The following is an 18,322-nucleotide window of genomic DNA, read 5'->3' on the forward strand; positions in this document are numbered from 1 at the left end:
TGCGCGCCGCCGGCACGCCGCCGGCGCGCCGCCGGCGCGGGCCCAGCGACGCGGGCGCCCGACCGCACGGGGACGCCGGGCCGCGGCCGGGGCGGGTCAGCAGCCCGTACCGGCCGCGGCCCCGGGCTGCTCGCGGTAGGCGTACCGGTGCGCGGGCCGGAAGCCGAGCGTGGCGTAGAGCCGGTGCGCCGCCGTGTTCTCGACCTCGACCTGGAGGAACGCGCGCCGCGCGCCGGCCCGGCCGGCAGCCGCCAGCGCCTCCTGCGTCAGCGCCCGCCCGAGCCCTCGTCGCCGCGCGGCGGGCACGACCTGCAGGCACGAGAGCGCGACCCAGTCCTCGGCCTGCGCGGCGCGGACGACGCCGAGATCAGCGCCGTCCGCGTCCGTGGCCGTCAGGTAGAGCGCCGGCGCGCCGGCGACGATGGCGTGGGACGCCGCGCGCGCACCGCCCTTGCCGGCCAGCCACAGGTCGAGCCAGGCGTCGTCCGGTGCGTCCGCCACGCGGATGCGGACGCCGGTGATCCGGTCCGGGGCGTCCGGTCCGGAGCCCGACGTCGCGTCCGGGGCCGCCAGGTCCCGCACCAGCACGTCCGCGGTCGCCGCCTCGACGTAACCGCGCGCTGCGAGCTCCGCCACGAGGCCCGCCGGGTTCTGCGGGTCCCCCACCCGGAAGACGGCCGGCCCACCGTCGGCCCGGTACAGCCGCTCCACGCGGTCGACCACGGCGGGCAGGTCGGCGACGTCGCCGAGGGCGATCGTCGAGCCCGCGCGGCGGGTGACGCCCCCGGACAGGCCGACGCGCCAGCCCTCGACGTCCACGACGCGGGGCGCGGGCCAGGTCGCGGCCTCGACCAGCGCGCCCGGGGCGTCGGGCGCACGCCACGTCAGGACACGCATCTGCACCTCGTCCGACCAGCCGCGCTCGGGTCGCGCGACGAACCCGAGCCGCGCGTACAGCCGGTGCGCGGCGTGCATCGTCTCGAGCGTCGAGAGCACGACGTCGCGCGTGCCGCGGCCGACCGCCTCGCACAGCGCGGCCAGGACCAGCTGCTCCGCGACCCCGGCCCCGCGAGCGGCAGGGTCCACCGCGAGCATCCGCAGCTCGACCTCCCCGTCCCGCGCGATCTCCGCGTAGGAGGACCCCGGGACCGCGAGGGTGATGGTGCCGAGCACGCGCTCGGCGGCCCCACCGCCGGACGCACCCGGTGGTGGTGTCCCCGCGGGCCCGTCCGGCTCCGGGACGGCGGCGACCAGCACGGTGGCGTCGGACACGCGCCGCACGGCGTCGCGCAGCTCCGCGGCGTACCAGTGGTCGGCTTCGACGATCCCGTCCGTGACGTACGCGCGCGCGGTGACGTCGCCCACCTGCGGCACGTCGGCCGCGGTCGCCGGCCGCACCCGCACGGGGCCCACCGGCCCGACGACACGGCCCCCGGCCGTCGCGGGCTGCGCGCCGCCGGGGGCGCTCACGCGCCGTCGCCGTCCGCGGAGCCCTCCGCACCCGGACCCGTCGCGTCGTCGGCCGGCGCCACGGCCGCCGGACCGCCCGCGAGCAGCGCCTCGAACCCCGCCTCGTCGAGGATCCGCAGCCCCAGCTCGCGCGCCTTGGTCTCCTTGGAGCCGGCGTTCTCGCCGACCACCACGAAGTCCGTCTTCTTCGACACGGAGCCGGAGGCCTTGCCCCCACGGACCAGGATCGCCTCCTTGGCGCCGTCGCGGCTGAAGCCGTCGAGGCTGCCGGTGACCACGACGGTCACGCCCTCGAGGGTGCGCGGCGTGGAGTCGTCGGCGGCGTCCGCCATCACCACCCCCGCGGCGGCCCAGCGGTCGACGATCTCGCGGTGCCACGGCTCGGCGAACCAGTCCAGCAGCGACTGCGCGATCGTGGGCCCGACGCCCTCGACGCCCGCGAGCCGCTCGACCGCGGCCGCCCGCCGGGCTGCCCGCGGGTCCGGCACGGTCCCGCCGTCGCCGTCGGGTCCGCTCGCGACCTCGAGGTCGAGGGCGTCCTGCCGGGCGCCGTCGTCCGCACCCGCACCCGCGCCGGCGTCCGGGTCGACGACCTCCCGCAGCGCCGCCATCGACCCGAACTCCTGCGCGAGCGCCCGCGCGGCGGTCGGCCCGACGTTGCGGATGCTCAGCGCGACGATCGCGCGCCACAGCTCCTTGGTCTTCGCGAGGTCGAGCTGGTCCAGCAGCGTGCGCGCCGCCTCCGAGGGCTCCCAGTCGGGCAGCGTGCGGCCCTCGGCCTCCGCGGCGGCGCGCTGCGCCCTCGTGTGCTTGAGCGTGCGCCGGAACGGCGTGCGGCGGCGCAGCGTGCCGTCCTCGTCCTCCTTGGGCAGCCCGGTCTCGGCGTCGCGGACGACGACCTCGACCTCGGCGAGCCGCGCCAGGCTCGCGGTGCGCACGCGGTCGACCTCGTCCGGCGTCGCGTCCGGCCCGTACCCGACCAGGTCGAAGAGGTACGCCTCGTTGGGCACCGGGGGCGTCTCGGGCACCTCGGGCTGCGTCAGCGCCGCGGCGGTGACCTCCCCGAGCACCTCGATGTCGAACGCGCCGCGGGAGCCGATGTGCTCGAGGCGTCCGCGCACCTGCGCCGGGCAACCCTGCGCGTTGGGGCACCGCAGGTCGACGTCACCCTCGCGCATGGGCCGCAGGGGGGTGCCGCACTCGGGGCAGTCGGCGGGCATGTGCCACTCCACGCGCGGCACGTCGTCGCCCGGGGCCTGCGGGGCGGGGCCCACGATCTCGGGGATGACGTCGCCCGCCTTGCGCAGCACGACCATGTCGCCGACCCGCACGCCCTTGGCCCGCACCACGTCCTGGTTGTGCAGCGTGGCCTGGCGCACCGTGCTGCCTGCGACGAGCACCGGCTCCATGACGGCGAACGGGGTCGCGCGCCCGGTCCGGCCGATGCCGACCTCGATCGCCAGCAGGCGGGTGTTCACCTCCTCCGGCGGGTACTTGTACGCGATCGCCCAGCGCGGCGCGCGGCTCGTGGCGCCCAGGCGCCGCTGCAGCGCGATGTCGTCGACCTTGACGACGATCCCGTCGATCTCGTGCTCCACGTCGTGGCGGTGCTCGCCGAAGTACGCGACGCGCTCCCAGACCTCGTCCAGGCTCCCCACGACGCGCGTGTGCGTCGACGTCGGCACGCCCCAGCCGGCCAGCAGGTCGTAGACCTGCGACTGGCGCGCGATGCCGGTGCCTCGCCCCTGCCCCCACGTCAGCGCGCCGATGCCGTGCGCGTACATGCGCAGCGGCCGCGTCGCCGTCACGCGGGGGTCCTTCTGGCGCAGCGAGCCCGCTGCGGCGTTGCGGGGGTTGGCGAACGGCGCCTTCCCGGCGGCGACCTGCGCCTCGTTGAGCGCACGGAACGCCTCGACGGGCAGGAACACCTCGCCGCGGATCTCGATGAGGTCGGGGTGCGTCGCGGGGTCGCCGGCGAGGACGTCGGGGATGGTCGGGATGGTGCGGACGTTGAGCGTGACGTCCTCACCCGTGCGGCCGTCGCCGCGGGTGGCCGCCCGCACCAGGCGTCCCTTCTCGTACAGCAGCGCGATGGCCAGGCCGTCGATCTTCAGCTCGCACAGGTAGTCCAGCCGGGCCGTGGCCTCCAGGTCCCGGTGCACGCGCTCCGACCACGCGACGAGGTCCTCGCGCGAGAACGCGTTGTCGAGCGAGAGCATGCGCTGCACGTGCTCGACCGCCGTGAAGTCCGTCGAGAACGTGCCGGCGACGCGTTGGGTCGGCGAGTCCGGCGTCCGCAGGCCCGGGTGCTCCTCCTCCAGACGCTCGAGGGCACGCATCCGCTCGTCGTACTCCGCGTCCGACGACGTCGGTGCATCGCGCACGTAGTACGCGAACTGGTCCGCCCGGACCTGCTCGGCCAGCTCCGTCCAGCGGTGGCGGGCCTCGGCCGGGACGTCGTGCTCGGGGGTCGCGGGGGTCACGTCGCTCACGCCCCCATCATGGCGTGCGGCACCCACACCGACCGACCAGTCCCGTCGGCGCCCGGCCCTCAGTCGTCCAGGACCGCGACGAGCCGCTCCGCGAACGCCGCCGGCTGCTCCATGAACCCGCCGTGCTCGCCGGGGAAGGGCGTGACGTCCACGCCGAGCAGCCCTGCGAGCGCGGCCGAGGTGGCGGCCGTCTCGAGCGCGGCCGACTCCTCCCCGACGCCCACCACGACCCGCTGCGCGCCGGCGCGCAGCGCGGCGACGTCGGGCAGCCACGTGGTCGTGCCGCGCAGCTCGTGGGCGAAGAAGCGCGCGCTGTCCCGCGCGAACCCCTCGTCGTCGTCCACCACGGGCGGCCCCTCGGCGTCGTCCTCCCAGCCCGCCGCGCCGGCGAAGGCACCCCACGCCGCGGCGACTCCGTGCTCGTGGAACGTCTGGACGACCAGCTCCGTGCGGGCGTGGTGCGTCGCCGCGTCGGGCAGGAGGCCGAGCAGCGGCGGCTCGTGCGCGACGAGCGTGCGGACGCGTCCGGGGTGCTGCTGGGCGAGCGCGAGAGCGGTCACCGCACCGCCACTGGACCCGAGGACGTCGGCCACCGGGGCGCCGAGCGCGTCGAGCAGGGCCGCGACGTCGGCGGCGCGCAGCTCGGGGGTCGAGTCCTGCGCCGGGTCGTCCACGGTGCTGCGGGCGATGCCGCGCGGGTCGTGGGTGACGACGGTGCGCCTGCCGGCGAGGGCATCGGCGACGTCGGCGAAGTACGCCGCACCCATGGGCGACCCCATGAGCAGGAGCAGCGGCCCGGTGCCCCGGACCTCGTAGGTGAGGCGGGCGCCGGGCACGTCCAGCGCGCGCACGTCGGCGGCCACGCTCAGGCCCGCCGCGCCGTCAGGTGCACCGCGACCTCGTCGCCCGCGGCGACCTTCATGGCGCGTCCCGTGCCGAGCACGTGGTGGGAGTCGGGGACCGTGAGGGAGGTGTCGAGCGCGCCGTCCTTCTCGAGCGGTGCGGTGAAGGCGTGGTCCAGCGGTGACGACATCGTCGGCCCCCTATGTCTACGGTGTGGACTTCCGGATATGTCCACACCGTAGACTTCGGCGTGTGACGAGCGCAAGAGGTACGTACCACCACGGTGACCTCCGGGCCGCGCTGATCGACGCGGGCGTGGACCTCGCCCGCGAGACGGGCGCAGCCGCCGTCGTGCTGCGCGAGGTCACCCGCCGCGCGGGCGTCACGCCGCGGGCCGCGTACCGCCACTTCGCCGACCGCGACGCCCTGCTGCGCGCCGTGGCGCGCGTGGCGCTCGGCCGCATGGCGCGCACCGTCGAGGAAGGGCTCGCCGGCGCCGCCGACGGCACCGCCGCCCTGACGGCCGTCGGTGAGGGGTACATCCGGTTCGCCCTCGACGAACCGGGGCTGTTCGACGTCGGGCTCTTCGCGATGGAGGACATGGCCGAGGTCGACGCACCGGAGGCCGGCGGCGGCGCCGGTCGCTCGCCGTACCACCAGCTGCACGACGCCCTCGCGCGGCTCGTCGCCGAGGGGCGGCTCGCCCCGGGGTCCGTCGACGGCGCCGCACTCACCTGCTGGTCCGGCGTCCACGGGTACGCGACGCTCGCGGCGCTGGGTCCGCTGCGTTCCCTGCCCCGCTCGGAGCGCGACGCGGCGGCGTCCGTCGTGGTCGCGGGCCTCGTGCGCGCCGTCGCGAGCGGACGCCCCGGCGGCGACGGAGCACCGACGGCTCCCTGACCCGGAGCGCGGTGCGTCACCCCCTCCCCACGGGCCACGACCTCACCCGCCGCAGCCCACCGTCGCGCCGTCGCCCGCCCCTACACTCGGGCGCGTGTCCGGTCCCGCCGCCCCGCCCGACCTGCGCGCACGTGCCCGGCGCAGCGGCAGCAAGGTCGCTCGGCGTGTGCTCGACCAGCCGCTGCGGCGCATCGGTCTGGGCGGTGCCCTCGTGCTGCTCGCGGCGACGGCCGGCTTCGGTGGCCTGGAGGAGCAGACGCAGGACGGCCCCGAGGTGCTCACCGTCGGGACGCCGGTCGACGTCGCACCGTTCGAGCTGACCGTGCACCGCGTCGTGTGGACCACCGACCTGCCCGGCCAGTACCTGTCGGACGACGGCAACCGGTGGGTGGGCGTCGTCGCGACCGTGCGTAACACGAGCGACGCGGGCCTCCTGGGTACCACGCTGCAGGAGGCGCTGGTGCTCGCCGACGTCGACGGCCTGGTCGGACGTCCCGCAGGCGCCGCCACGCGGGCGACGTCCGTCGCGGTGCTCGAGGACGGCTCGTCGCTCAGCCCGGTGCAGCCGGGGCTGACGTACGAGGCCGCCTTCCTGTTCGAGCAGGACGGGGCCGCCGCACCCCCGACGACCGCGTCCGTCCTGCTGCAGCAGCACACGTGGCGCCGCGGCAGCCTCGACCCGACGCTCGCCTGGTGGGATCCCGCACCGGCCGTCCGCGGCGAGCTCGCCGTGCGTGAGGCCGTGTCCGACGCGGAGCAGGAGGGCGAGGCATGAGCACGTCCGACACGATCGCGGACACCCCGGTCGCCGGCGGCCCGGCGACGCCCGCACCGCCCCGCCGCTCCCCCGCCGTGCCGCGGCCTCGAGCACTCGGCGCGGGCGCGGCGGTGCTGGCCGCCCTCGCCGTGGGCCACGTCGTCGTGACGGCCTTCCCCGTCGACGAGCGCGTGCAGGCGCCGTTCGTGCGCACCGCGGCCGTCGGGGAGACCGTCGAGCTGCGGTACGCACGGGTGACGGCCGGCGAGCCGACGGGCGCCGTGGTCCTCGACCCCGACGACGGCACGCTCCTGGCGACGCCGGGGGTCTGGCTGACGGTGCCGGTGACGATCGACGCCCTCGGGCAGCCGCGTGCGCTCGGCTTCGCGGAGCTGCGGGGCGGCGACGGCCGCACGTACACGGTCTTCACGAGCGGCCGCTCGTCGTTCCTGCCCGGGACGGCGCAGCCGGGCATCGCCCGGTACGCGACGCTGCGCGTCGAGGTCCCGCCCGAGGCGGTGGCCGGGGCGCACCTGCGCCTGGGGCTCGAGCAGAAGGACCAGCGCCGCGACGACGTCGCCGACATCGACCTCGGGCTCACGCCGGCCGACGCCGACGCGTGGGCGGCCGCCGAGGACCCCGTGCTCGCGGGCCCGCCGTCCGACGCACCACCGGAGGAGCCGTGACCGCCGCCCCCGCGACGACCGCACCGGCCGCCCCGGGCACGCCCGCGCCCACCGGGTGGTGGCGCCGCAACCGGTGGGCGCTCGTCGCGCTGCCGGTCGCGCTCGCGCTCACGGCGGTCGCGGCGGGTGACCGGGTCCGCACGCTGTGGTGGGAGCAGGACCTGCGCCGTCCGACCACGGCGGCGCCGGGGGCGACCGTCGGGTTCCACCAGGACGTCGAGGGCGTGGGCCCGATCGACGTGCGGCTCCGGCTCGACGACGTCCGCGACGCGCCGCGCCTGCCCGAGGGTCTCGAGCTGCCGGCGGGCGCGCGTGCGGTGCAGGTCGACCTCACGCTGGAGGCCGACCCCGACGTCCCCCTCGTCACGTGCTCGCTCGCGGTCCGCGACGCCGCCGGCACGCGGTACGACTACGTCGCGATCGGCTGGGGCGCGTACCAGCCCGCGTCCCCGTGCGTGCCCGCGGACGCCACCGGGCCGTGGCCGTCGCTGGGCGACGACCTGGACGGCGCGCTGGGCAACCCCGACGCCCCGCCGCGACCCCGCACGTGGTCGGTCTCCCCGGTCGTCGTCGTGCCGCAGGACGTGCAGGTGGCGGACGTCGTGCTGTGGTGGCAGATGCCGGACCACGTGGTCCTCGAGGCGACGGGCTGACCCGACCTGCCCGCGCGACCCGTCAGACCGGCTCCGCCGGGGCAGGCTCGGCCGGGACGGGCTCGGGCGCCACGGTGGCGGCCTGACCAGCCAGGATGCGGTCGACGCCCGCCGCGAGCAGGGCGATCGTCATCGTCAGCCCCACGGCGGTCGCGACGGCCGACACCATGGGCGCGAAGGCCAGCCACGTGTCGACGTCCTGCGGGCCGCCGACCTCGCGGGCGGCGAGGAGGATGCCCTCCTCGACCCGCGTGGCCACGAGGAAGGCGAGCGCGAAGACGAGCATCGGGCCCAGGCCCGCGACCGCGAGCCGGCGCAGCCCGTCGACGAGCGCGGTGAACCGGCCCTTCACGTCGCCGACCACCGGCGCCGCCGCCTCGCTCGTCCAGCGCCGCACGGGTGCCGGCACGCGCTGCCAGACGGCAGGCGCGACGCGTCGGGTCGGTGCCGGGGGCGCCGCGAGCCTGTGCCCGTACACGACGGCGCCGACGGTCAGCCACGCGAGCGGGATGACGACGAGGTCGTCCAGGTTGCCCAGCACGCCGACGACACCGTCGACGACCGCGTCGACCGGCCCGGCCACGGGCCCGAGCGCCTCGAGCACGGTCAGCCACCAGTCGAGCACGACCGCGACGGCGCGCCGGCTCTCGACCCACGCCCACACGCCGTCCAGCAGCTCGGTGGTGAACGCCGCGACGACCAGCAGCCAGAAGGCCTCGACGTACGCGCCCGCGAACGCCAGGGCGCGCACGTGGCTGCGGCCCTCCCACCGGCCCAGCAGCCAGCGCAGGACGACCGCGACCACCACGACGGCGACGAGCCCCCACCCGGTCGCGAGGTCGACGAACGACCCGTCGGCCCCGTCCCCCGTGAGCGAGAACCCGTTCTCCATGAACTGCCGGTACGCCGCGGTGTTGAGGAACCGCGCCCGGTCCTCCGCCAGGAACCCGTAGGACGCGTACAGCGCGAGGAACGGCACGAACACCGAGGCCAGCACGTCGACCAGGCCGCGCTCGTGCCCCGACGCCGCGTCGTCCGGCCCCCGCGTGCGGCCCAGCGCGTCGAGCGCGGGCAGGTCCCTGCGCAGCACGTGCAGCATGGCGACGATCCCGGCGACCATGCTCAGCGGCGCGAGCACCAGCACCGCCCACCCGAGCGTGTTGTTGACGGCGGACGCGTTGACGGCGGCCCAGCCGGCCGCGTGCCGGCCGGCGACGGCCAGCAGCGCGATCACGAGCAGCAGGGGCCACGTGCGCACCCAGAGCCGCACGCCGTGGGCCACGACCGCGCCCAGGTCACGCAGCCAGGCCCGCAGGGCCGGGCGTGGTGCGGGGGCGGTGGTGGGGGCGTCGCTCACGGCGGACATCATGGCGTGCGACGTGCCCGCCGGGGGCCTGCGGCCGCGAACCTCACCCGGTGCCGGCGGCTCCCACGGGCCGGTCGGCCGGCACGTCACCGGACGGCGGCGCCGGGCGCCGACGGGCGGGCAGCAGCACCAGCACGGTGCCCACGACCCCGACGACGGCGAACACGATCCCCCCGACGACGACCCCCGTCGGTGCCGAGGCGAGGACGACCTCGTCCCGCTCGGTCCCCGTCTCGCGCACGCACAGCGCACGGGCGGGCACGAGGTCGAAGCGGATGCGCACGTCGCTGTCGGTCTCGGAGGCGACGAGGCAGGGCTCCTCCCCGGTCGCGGAGACCCGCAGCGCGGTCACCCCCAGCCCGAGCCAGACCCCCGCGAGCGTCAGCACGCCCACGAGCGCCACCCCCGACGCGGCGAGCAGCAGGAGCGCGCGGCGGCGCGAACGGGGACGACGACGGGTGGGTGCGCTCACGACTCTGCTCTCTCGGCGACGATGCTCGCGGCGCGCACGAGGCCGGCGAGCGCACCGCGTGCGTCGTCGGGCGTGGCCCGCTCGGGTGGTGCGCCGGCCAGCAGGACGACGTCCCGCAGCGCGGTCGCCGGCAGGCCGACGCCCCGCCAGGGCCGCGTCAGCGCGTCCGCCTGCCCCACGACGTCGGGCCCGGCGCACTGCGACGACCGCTGGGCGGGCAGCTCGGCCCACAGGGACCGCCCCGACTCGACCAGACCCGCGACCTCCTCCCAGCCGCGCTCGCCGAGGTCCGCGACCGCCAGCGCCGCGCCGTCCGCCTCGGAGGCGCGGATCGCGCCGAGCGCCGACCACGACGCCCCGGGGTGCACCACCACGGCGGAGGCACCCGCGGCGCGCACGGTGTCCGCGACGGCGGTCAGACCGTCGGCGACCACCGGGAGCGGGACGCGCCGCAGCGGGGCCCGCCCGCTGAACGTCGGCACCACGCCCGCGAGCACGGCCGCGAGCAGCGGCTCGCGCAGCAGCACCCGCACGTCCGCGCCGGGCAGGACGCGCCGCACGTCCGCGACGCGGGCGGCGATGCCCTCCGCGGCCGACGCGACGGTGTCCCGCACCGCCCCGGGGTCCGACAGGATGCGGTCCCCGCGGGCCAGGTACACCTCGGCGGCCAGCGTGAACGGCCCGAGCACCGGCAGCACGAGCCCGCCGGGCCAGCCGTGGGCGGCCACCGCGAGCGCGTCGAGGTCCTCCCGCGCCAGGGCGCGGGCGCGCGCCAGGTCGCGGCCCGGCCGGTCGGCGAGCTTCCAGCCGTGCGGTCCGAGCTCGGCGGGCAGGTCCGCGAGCAGCGCGACGGCCGCACCGGTCGCGTCGCCCCAGGGCCCGCGCGCCGGCAGCAGCACGGCGAACGGCAGACCCACCACCTCGGCCGGGGTGTCCCCCAGGTCGCCGACGACCGTGGTCGCGGCCTCGAGCGCGTCCGTGCCGGGCCACGGCCCGACGCCGCTGACCGCGGTCACGCGGCGCCGTCCGATGCCGCACCGGCCAGGTCGGCGGCGGTGCGCGTCCCGGCCACGGTGGCCTGCCCCAGCACCCGGGAGCCGTCGTACAGCACGAGGGACTGCCCCGGGGCGACCCCGCGGACGCCCCCGTCGGCGACGTCGACGGTCACGGACCCCGCGTCGGCGGCGAGCACCCGCGCCGGGACGTCGGCGCCGTGCGCGCGCACCTGGACGGTGCACGACGTTCCCGCCGACGGGACGGCACCGAACCAGACCGCGGCGTCCCCGCGGACGTGCGCGACGTCGAGGTGCTCCGCGGGCCCGACGACGACGCGGCGCCGGACCGGCTCGACCGCGAGCACGTACCGCGGCCGGCCGTCGGGCGCGGGGCGGCCCAGCGACAGACCACGCCGCTGCCCCACCGTGTAGGCGTAGGCGCCGTCGTGCGTCCCCACCACGGCACCGTCCTCGTCGACGATGTCGCCGGGCTGCTCCCCGAGCGCGCGGCGCAGGAAGCCCTGGGTGTCCCCGTCGGCGACGAAGCAGATGTCGTACGAATCGGGCTTGGCGGCGACCGACAGGCCCCGCGCGACGGCCTCGGCGCGCACCTCGGCCTTCGACGTGACGTCCCCCAGCGGGAACACCGCGCGCGCCAGCCGCTCGGGGCCCATGACGGCCAGCACGTAGGACTGGTCCTTGGCCGCATCGGCGGCGCGGTGCAGCTCGCGGACGCCGTCGACGCCCTCGACCACCCGCGCGTAGTGACCGGTGCACACGGCGTCGAAGCCGAGGGCGACCGCCTTGTCCAGCAGCGCCGCGAACTTCACGTGCTCGTTGCACCGCACGCACGGGTTGGGGGTGCGCCCCGCCGCGTACTCGGACAGGAAGTCCGCCACGACCGTCGCCTCGAAGCGCTCGGACATGTCCCAGACGTAGTACGGGATGCCCAGCACGTCGGCGGCGCGGCGCGCGTCGGACGCGTCCTCGATCGAGCAGCAGCCGCGCGACCCGGTGCGCTCCTGGGCGGGCGTGCGCGACAGCGCCATGTGCACGCCCACCACGTCGTGGCCCGCGTCGACGGCGCGGGCCGCCGCGACCGCGGAGTCCACACCGCCGGACATGGCCGCCAGCACGCGCATCAGGCCCCCACCGCCATCGACAGCCCCGCGGCCCGCGCCCGCTCGACCGCGCCGGGCAGCACGTCGACCACGGCGTCGACGTCGTCGGCCGTCGAGGTGGCGCCGAACGAGAACCGCAGCGCACCGCGCGCGTCGTCCTCGCCGACGCCCATCGCGAGCAGCACGTGCGACGGCCGCGGCACGCCGGCCTGGCACGCGGAGCCCGTGGACGCCTCGACCCCCGCCGCGTCGAGCAGGTACAGCAGGGAGTCGCCCTCGCAGCCCGCGAACGTCAGGTGGGCGTTGCCGGGCAGGCGGTGAGAGGCGTCGGCAGGGCCACGCAGCGTCGCGCCGGGGACGGCCGCCAGCACGCGCCGCACCAGGTCGTCGCGCAGCGCCCCGACGCGCGCGGCGTGGTCCTCGCGCGTCGTCACCGCCTCGTCCACCGCGGCCGCGAACGCCGCCAGCAGCGCGGGGTCGAGCGTGCCGGACCGCACGCCGCGCTCCTGCCCGCCCCCGTGCAGCACGGGGGTGAGGTCGAGACCGCGGCGCGCCAGCAGGGCGCCGGTGGCGCCGGGCCCGCCGACCTTGTGACCGCTCACCGTCAGCGCGTCGACCCCGGACGCGCGCAGGTCGACCGGGACCTGCCCGACCGCCTGCACCGCGTCCGCGTGCACGGGGACGCCGTACCGGTGCGCGAGGCCGACGACCTGCTCCAGCGGCTGCAGCGTGCCCACCTCGTTGTTGGCCCACATCACCGAGACGAGCGCCACCGCGTCCCCGTGCTCCTCGAGCTCGGCGCGCAGCGCGTCGAGGTCCACGCGACCCTCGCCGTCCACGGGCAGCAGCGCGAGCTCCGCGCCGGCGTGCTCGGCGAGCCAGAAGGCGGGGTCGAGGACCGCGTGGTGCTCGACCGCGGACACCACGACGCGCCGGCGCGACGGGTCCTGCGTGCGCCGCGCCCAGAACAGCCCCTTGACCGCCAGGTTGTCGGCCTCGGTGCCGCCCGCGGTCCACACCACCTCGCTCGGCCGTGCGCCCAGGGACGCCGCGACCTGCTCGCGGGCCTCCTCGACGGTCCGGCGCGCCGCCCGCCCCGCCGTGTGCAGCGACGAGGGGTTGCCGGTGCGCGCGAGCCCGGCCGTCAGGGCGGCGAGCGCCGCGGGGCGCATCGAGGTGGTCGCCGCGTGGTCGAGGTAGACCGCGCGGGTGCGGGGTGCACTCACCCCGACAGTCTACGAACGCCCGGGGTCCGCCCCGGGCGCTCACGTCCGCCCGGTTCGTCCGGATCCGCCCGTCCTCGGCCCACGTTCGCCCGCACGAGAGTGCCCGGAGTGCCGTGGACCGGTCCGGGATGCTGCAGGATGTGGGGGTGAGTGCCGACGACGTCATGGCGCTGCCGCTCGCCTTCGGCGGCCAGCGGCTGGACTGGCGTGACCTGCCGCGTGCGGTGCGCGAGCGCATCGAGACGCTGGCCGGTGCCCGCGTGACCGCCGAGATGTCGGCCACCAGCGGGTTCTCGCCCGGGTTCTGCGCGGTCCTGGAGCTCACCGACGGTCGCGCCGTCTTCGTGAAGGCCGTCTCGGCGGACCAGAACCCGCACTCGCCGGACCTCGCGCGGGCCGAGATCCGCGCCGCGCGTGCGCTGCCCCCCGAGGTGCCCGCGCCCGCGCTGCGCTGGTGGGACGACGACGGCCACTGGGTCCTGCTCGGCTTCGACGCGGTGCACGGACGGTCCCCGGAGCTGCCGTGGCGCTCGGACGACCTCGCGCTGGTGCTCCGCGCGCTCGACGACCTGGCGCGCTGCACCCCCGCGCCCGGCCACGACCTGCCGCGGGCCGACGACCTGCTGGCCGAGGACTTCACGGGGTGGCGCTCGATGCTGCGCGGCACGCCGCAGCAGCGCGAGCACGTGGCCGAGCTGCTCGAGGAGCCGGGCCGCTGGGCGCTGGACCACCTGGACGAGCTGGTCGCGTGGGAGCAGGACGCCCTGCGGGTGTGCGCCGGCGACTCCCTGGTGCACGGGGACCTGCGGGCGGACAACCTCATGATCGAGGACGGCCACGACCGCGTGTGGCTCATCGACTGGCCCCACGCGTGCGTCGGGGCACCGTGGATCGACCTCGCGTTCATGCTGCCGAGCGTCATGCTCCAGGGCGGTGCCGGTAGCGACCCGGCCGCGCTCTTCGCCAGCAGCGAGGCGGCTCAGGGTGTGGGCGCCGACGACCTGCGGTCGGCACTGGCCGGACTGGCCGGGTACTTCGCCTGGTCGTCCGCACAGCCGTCGCCGACCGGCATCCCCAACCTGCGCGCCTTCCAGGCCGCGCAGGCGGGTGCCACGCTGCGCTGGCTGCGCGACCTGAGCTGACCCCGCGGCCGCGCCGGCCCCGGTGCCGGCGTGCTCAGCCCTGCAGGCGACGCAGCTCCGCCGCCGCCTGCGGCAGCACCGTGAACAGGTCGCCGACCACACCGAAGTCGGCGATCTCGAAGATCGGCGCGTCGGGGTCGTTGTTCACCGCGACGATCGTCCCGGACGCCTGCATGCCGCCGCGGTGGTGCACCGCCCCGGACACGCCGGCCCCGATGTAGAGGCGCGGCGACACGGTCACGCCGGTCTGCCCGATCTGCGCGTCGTGCGCGATCCAGCCCTCGTCCGTGGCGACGCGGGTGGCGCCCACGGCACCCCCGAGCACGTCGGCCAGCTCCTCGACCACCGAGAAGTCACCCTCGGTGCCGCGCCCCCCGACCACCACGACGTGGGCCGAGCCGAGGTCCGGGCGGCCCGAGTCGGCGTGCTCGGTGCGCTCGACGAGGTGCACGCGGGTCGAGCCGGGGCGCACCTCGACCGGCAGGTCGACGACGGCCGGCGTGGACGGGACCGCGGCGTCCTGCGCGGTCACCGAGTTCGCCTTGACGGTGACCACCGCGCGGGGCGCGGTCACGGCGCACCGCGTGGTCCACGTGCCGGCCAGCACGGTCTTGTGCGCGACGACGCGCCCGTCCTCGAGCACGACGCCGTCGGCGTCCGTGACGACCCCCGCGCCGGTGCGCACGGCCACGCGCGCCGCCGCCTCCTTGTTCTCGAAGGAGGAGACGAGCAGCAGCACCGTGGCGCCCGAGGCCGCGAGCGCGGCCTGCAGGCCGTCGGCCAGCACGGCCGAGAGGTGCGGGTCGGCGTCGGCCACCAGACGGTGCACCGTGCTCACGCCCTGCGCCGCGAGCACGGGCAGCGCCCCGGCGACGTCCTCGGCACCGGCCCACACGCCGTGCACACCGGCGTCGCCGGCCAGCTCCCGCGCGAGGGTCAGCAGCTCGCGCACCGGCGGGCGCAGCGTGCCGTCGGCGGCGTGGTCGAGCAGGACGAGCACGGGGGTGGCGGTCACGGCGGGTCCTCCGGGTGGTGCGGGGTGACGGGGGTGGGGCGGGCCGGCGTCAGACGAGCTTGCGCTCGACGAGCCAGGCGGCCAGCCGGGTGCCGGCGTCGCCCGTGTCGGTGACGAGCACACGGTCCTCCCGCGGCGGGCGCGGCGCCGCCTCGAGCACCTGCGTGCGGGCGCCCGCGGCGCCGACCGTGGCGGGGTCGACGCCCAGGTCGGCGAGGGTCAGGGTGGTGACAGGCTTCTTGCGGGCCGCCATGATCCCCTTGAAGTTCGGGTAGCGCGGCTCGTTGATGCCGTCCGTGACCGACACCAGGGCCGGCAGCGGCGCCTGCAGCGTCTCGGTCGCGTGGTCCAGGCGGCGCGTGGCCGTCACGGTCCGCGCCTGCGGGTCGACGGTGAGCGCCGACGCCAGGGGCAGGGCGGGCAGGTCGAGCTCCTCGGCCAGCGCGGCCGGGAGCAGCGACGTCAGGCCGTCGAGTCCCGCCATGCCGGTGACGACCAGGTCGACCGGGGAGTCCGCGGCCAGGTGACGCACCGCCGCGGCCAGGACCGTCGCGGTCCCGATCGCGTCCGAGCCGGCCACGTCGTCGTCCAGCACGTGCACCGCCTCGTCGGCGCCCATCTGCAGGCCCTTGCGGACCGCGTCGACGGCGTCGTCCGGGCCCACGGTCAGCACGACGACCTCGCCGTCGTGCTCCTCGGCCAGCGTGAGCGCGGCCTCGACGGCGTTCTCGTCGAGCTCGTTGAGGGTGCCGTCACCGCCGTCGCGCACGACGCGCCCGTCGGGACCGAGCTGCCGGTCGGACTGGATGTCGGGGACGAACTTCACGCAGACGACGATCCTCACCCCCCGAACGTTACCTCCCGCGGGCCCCACGCTCCCGGTCCGTGTCGCCTGCTGGAAACACCGCCGACACGGACCGGACCGTGCTGCTGGCACGATGTGGGGGTGACCGACCCCACGACGACCGGCCGAGCGCACGGGCCGTACCGCCTCGGCGTCCACGTCACCGACACCGGTGTCGACGTGGGCGTCCTCGCCCCCCACGCCACCGCGGTCGAGCTCTGCCTGCTCGACGGCCCCCTGGACGCCCCCACGGAGCGCCGCGTGCCGCTGTCGGGCCCGCGGCTGGGCCACTGGACCGCGTCGGTGCCGGGGGTCCGGCCCGGGCAGCGCTACGGCCTGCGGGCGCACGGCCCGTGGGAGCCCGCCTACGGCCTGCGGTACAACCCCGCCAAGCTGCTGGTCGACCCGTACGCCCGGGGCCTCGTGGGCGACCTGGGCTACGGCCCGGAGACGTACGGCCACGTCGTGGCGAGCGACCTGACGGGCAACCCCTACGGCCCCCCGGACGGCCGCGACTCCGCGGCGCACGTGCCGCACGGCGTCGTCGTCGACACGCGTGCGCTGCCCGGGCCCGACCCGGCGGCCAACCGCCCCTGGACGCCGTGGTCGCGCACGGTCGTCTACGAGGCGCACACCAAGGGCCTGACCCGCCTGCACCCCGCCCTGCCGGAGGAGCTGCGCGGCACGTACGCGGGCCTCGCGCACCCCGCCGTGATCGACCACCTCCTCGGGCTGGGCGTCACCGCGATCGAGCTGCTGCCGATCCACGCGTTCACGTCCGAGCCGCACCTGGTGGCCAAGGGCCTGACCAACTACTGGGGCTACTCGACGCTCGGCTTCTTCGCGCCGCACGCGGCGTACGCCACGGCAGCGGCCCGCGCGGCGGGCCCGGCGGCCGTGCTCGCGGAGCTGCGCGCGACGGTCCACGCGCTGCACGAGGCCGGGCTCGAGGTGCTGCTCGACGTCGTCTACAACCACACCTGCGAGGGCGGCACGGACGGGCAGCACGTGTCCTGGCGCGGCCTGGACAACGCCTACTACTACGCGCACGGCGGCGCGGTCCCGGCGACGCTCGCCGACGTGACGGGGACCGGCAACTCCCTGGACTTCCGCCGCACCGGCGTGGTCCACATGACCCTGGACTCGCTGCGCTACTGGGCGGACGTCGTCGGCGTCGACGGGTTCCGGTTCGACCTCGCGGTCACCCTCGGACGGGGCACCGACGGGTTCCGCGCCGACCACGCGACGTACGTGGCGGCCGCGACCGACCCGCGGCTCGCCGGGCTCAAGCTCGTCGCGGAGCCCTGGGACGTCGGCCCGGGCGGCTGGCGGACCGGGCAGTTCCCGCCGCCCTTCGCGGAGTGGAACGACAAGTTCCGCAACGCGGTGCGCTCCTTCTGGCTCGCCGACCCCGGCCGCGCCGCGCACGGCCTGCCCGGGGACCGGGTGCGCGAGCTCGCCACGCGCCTGTCGGGGTCCGTCGACCTGTTCGGCGGCGGGTCACCCGGCCTGGCCCGTGGCCCGCGCGCGTCGGTGAACTACGTGACGGCGCACGACGGCTTCACGCTGGCGGACCTCGTCGCCTACGAGCACAAGCACAACACCGCCAACGGCGAGCAGAACCGCGACGGCTCGGACGACAACCGGTCGTGGAACCACGGCGTCGAGGGTCCCGTGCAGCGCGACTCCCCCGCCGCCGACATCGCGCCGCTGCGCCGCCGGTCGCTGCGCAACCTGTTCGCCACGCTCGTGCTGTCCGCCGGGACCCCGATGATCACGGCGGGCGACGAGATGGGGCGCACGCAGCGGGGCAACAACAACGCGTACTGCCAGGACAACGAGATCTCCTGGGTCGACTGGGACCTGGCGCCGTGGCGGACGTCGCTGCTCGCGACCACCCGGCACCTCGTGGCCCTGCGGCACAGCCACCCGGCCCTGAGCACCCAGACGTTCTACTCCGGGAGCCCCTGGGTACCCGGCGGGCCGCCGGACCTCGGCTGGTACGGCACCGACGGCGTCGAGTTCGACCACGCCCGCTGGCACGACGCGGGCGTCCGCACGTTCCAGATGGTCCGGGTCGCACCCGCACCCCACGACGACCAGGTGCTCCTCGTCGTCAACGGGGCGCTCGACGCCGCCGAGGTGCGGCTCGTGGCGGGCGACGAGCGGCCGTGGCGGCTCGCGTGGGACTCCGTGTGGGAGCACCCGTCCGAGGTCTCGACCGTGGCGATCTCCGGCGGCCTGCACCCGCCGGGGGGTGCGGTGACGACGGTCGAGCCGCTGAGCATGCGGGTGTACGTGCGCCCCTGACGCCGGCCCCCGGCGGCGGTAGCGTGCCGC

17 protein-coding genes are annotated in these 18,322 nt (G+C 76.9%); 6 read left to right on the top strand and 11 right to left on the bottom strand.

Translation table 11 applies throughout. From position 1 onward, the window contains the following. Positions 1 to 96 precede the first annotated feature (96 nt). Genes J1G43_RS13880 through J1G43_RS13895 form a run of 4 tightly spaced genes read right to left on the bottom strand, consistent with a single transcriptional unit; the run spans position 97 to position 4,995 of the window. Positions 97 to 1,470, bottom strand: a complete 1,374-nt coding sequence (locus J1G43_RS13880) for a GNAT family N-acetyltransferase (RefSeq protein ID WP_307859605.1) — start codon at positions 1,468 to 1,470, stop codon at positions 97 to 99. Continuing rightward, the gene (gene ligA / locus J1G43_RS13885; protein ID WP_207378661.1) at positions 1,467 to 3,962 is read right to left on the bottom strand and encodes an NAD-dependent DNA ligase LigA; all 2,496 of its coding nucleotides are present in this window, start codon (positions 3,960 to 3,962) and stop codon (positions 1,467 to 1,469) included. The genes J1G43_RS13880 and ligA overlap by 4 nt, the downstream gene beginning before the upstream one ends. A 59-nt stretch (positions 3,963 to 4,021) precedes the next feature. Further along, positions 4,022 to 4,825 (bottom strand): alpha/beta fold hydrolase, encoded by an 804-nt coding sequence (locus tag J1G43_RS13890; RefSeq protein WP_207340859.1) that lies wholly within the window; start codon positions 4,823 to 4,825, stop codon positions 4,022 to 4,024. Between the two features lie 2 nt (positions 4,826 to 4,827). After that, complete coding sequence (locus tag J1G43_RS13895; protein ID WP_207378662.1) at positions 4,828 to 4,995, bottom strand: hypothetical protein; 168 nt, start codon at positions 4,993 to 4,995, stop codon at positions 4,828 to 4,830. Between the two features lie 62 nt (positions 4,996 to 5,057). Between J1G43_RS13895 and J1G43_RS13900 the strand changes: the two genes are divergently transcribed. The 4 genes from J1G43_RS13900 to J1G43_RS13915 all read left to right on the top strand — a co-directional run bounded on the left by J1G43_RS13900 (position 5,058) and on the right by J1G43_RS13915 (position 7,801). Beyond that, complete coding sequence (locus J1G43_RS13900; protein WP_307859606.1) at positions 5,058 to 5,705, top strand: TetR/AcrR family transcriptional regulator; 648 nt, start codon at positions 5,058 to 5,060, stop codon at positions 5,703 to 5,705. 94 nt (positions 5,706 to 5,799) lie between these two features. Beyond that, the gene (locus J1G43_RS13905; RefSeq protein ID WP_207340861.1) at positions 5,800 to 6,480 is read left to right on the top strand and encodes a hypothetical protein; all 681 of its coding nucleotides are present in this window, start codon (positions 5,800 to 5,802) and stop codon (positions 6,478 to 6,480) included. Next, entirely contained in the window at positions 6,477 to 7,148 is a 672-nt protein-coding gene (locus tag J1G43_RS13910; RefSeq protein WP_207378663.1) for a hypothetical protein, read from the top strand. The genes J1G43_RS13905 and J1G43_RS13910 overlap by 4 nt, the downstream gene beginning before the upstream one ends. Beyond that, positions 7,145 to 7,801 (top strand): hypothetical protein, encoded by a 657-nt coding sequence (locus tag J1G43_RS13915; protein WP_207378664.1) that lies wholly within the window; start codon positions 7,145 to 7,147, stop codon positions 7,799 to 7,801. The genes J1G43_RS13910 and J1G43_RS13915 overlap by 4 nt, the downstream gene beginning before the upstream one ends. A gap of 22 nt (positions 7,802 to 7,823) precedes the next feature. Here J1G43_RS13915 and J1G43_RS13920 read toward each other — a convergent pair whose 3' ends face one another. The 5 genes from J1G43_RS13920 to J1G43_RS13940 are packed head-to-tail and all read right to left on the bottom strand — an operon-like array spanning position 7,824 to position 12,981. Then, positions 7,824 to 9,158, bottom strand: a complete 1,335-nt coding sequence (locus tag J1G43_RS13920) for a hypothetical protein (RefSeq protein WP_207378665.1) — start codon at positions 9,156 to 9,158, stop codon at positions 7,824 to 7,826. Between the two features lie 52 nt (positions 9,159 to 9,210). After that, complete coding sequence (locus tag J1G43_RS13925; RefSeq protein ID WP_207378666.1) at positions 9,211 to 9,639, bottom strand: hypothetical protein; 429 nt, start codon at positions 9,637 to 9,639, stop codon at positions 9,211 to 9,213. Continuing rightward, the gene (locus tag J1G43_RS13930) at positions 9,636 to 10,655 is read right to left on the bottom strand and encodes a hypothetical protein (protein WP_207378667.1); all 1,020 of its coding nucleotides are present in this window, start codon (positions 10,653 to 10,655) and stop codon (positions 9,636 to 9,638) included. Before J1G43_RS13930 ends, J1G43_RS13925 begins: the two co-directional genes overlap by 4 nt. Next, entirely contained in the window at positions 10,652 to 11,776 is a 1,125-nt protein-coding gene (mnmA, locus tag J1G43_RS13935) for a tRNA 2-thiouridine(34) synthase MnmA (RefSeq protein ID WP_207378668.1), read from the bottom strand. Before mnmA ends, J1G43_RS13930 begins: the two co-directional genes overlap by 4 nt. Then, the gene (locus J1G43_RS13940) at positions 11,776 to 12,981 is read right to left on the bottom strand and encodes a cysteine desulfurase family protein (RefSeq protein WP_207340868.1); all 1,206 of its coding nucleotides are present in this window, start codon (positions 12,979 to 12,981) and stop codon (positions 11,776 to 11,778) included. The genes mnmA and J1G43_RS13940 overlap by 1 nt, the downstream gene beginning before the upstream one ends. A 146-nt stretch (positions 12,982 to 13,127) precedes the next feature. Between J1G43_RS13940 and J1G43_RS13945 the strand changes: the two genes are divergently transcribed. Next, positions 13,128 to 14,123, top strand: a complete 996-nt coding sequence (locus J1G43_RS13945) for a phosphotransferase family protein (protein WP_207340869.1) — start codon at positions 13,128 to 13,130, stop codon at positions 14,121 to 14,123. Between the two features lie 34 nt (positions 14,124 to 14,157). Here the strand turns inward: J1G43_RS13945 and J1G43_RS13950 are convergent, their stop codons facing one another. Continuing rightward, positions 14,158 to 15,138 carry an electron transfer flavoprotein subunit alpha/FixB family protein gene (locus J1G43_RS13950; RefSeq protein ID WP_207340870.1) on the bottom strand — a complete coding sequence of 327 codons (981 nt, stop codon included), beginning with the start codon at positions 15,136 to 15,138 and terminating at the stop codon, positions 14,158 to 14,160. Positions 15,139 to 15,187: 49 nt separating this feature from the next. Further along, on the bottom strand, positions 15,188 to 15,982 hold the full coding sequence (locus tag J1G43_RS13955; RefSeq protein WP_207340871.1) for an electron transfer flavoprotein subunit beta/FixA family protein: 795 nt from the start codon (positions 15,980 to 15,982) through the stop codon (positions 15,188 to 15,190). Positions 15,983 to 16,084: 102 nt separating this feature from the next. Between J1G43_RS13955 and glgX the strand changes: the two genes are divergently transcribed. Beyond that, a complete protein-coding gene (gene glgX, locus J1G43_RS13960) occupies positions 16,085 to 18,292 on the top strand; it encodes a glycogen debranching protein GlgX (RefSeq protein ID WP_207378669.1) in 2,208 nt (735 codons plus the stop codon). Positions 18,293 to 18,322: the final 30 nt, after the last annotated feature.

Source organism: Cellulomonas sp. zg-ZUI22 (assembly GCF_017353535.1).
Taxonomy (GTDB): domain Bacteria; phylum Actinomycetota; class Actinomycetes; order Actinomycetales; family Cellulomonadaceae; genus Cellulomonas; species Cellulomonas wangleii.

What these genes read in the sequence shown, in the direction of transcription:
- J1G43_RS13895 (WP_207378662.1), bottom strand. Translation starts at nt 4,995, where the DNA reads ATGTCGTCACCGCTGGACCACGCCTTCACCGCACCGCTCGAGAAGGAC.
- J1G43_RS13910 (WP_207378663.1), top strand. Translation starts at nt 6,477, where the DNA reads ATGAGCACGTCCGACACGATCGCGGACACCCCGGTCGCCGGCGGCCCG.
- mnmA (WP_207378668.1), bottom strand. Translation starts at nt 11,776, where the DNA reads ATGCGCGTGCTGGCGGCCATGTCCGGCGGTGTGGACTCCGCGGTCGCG.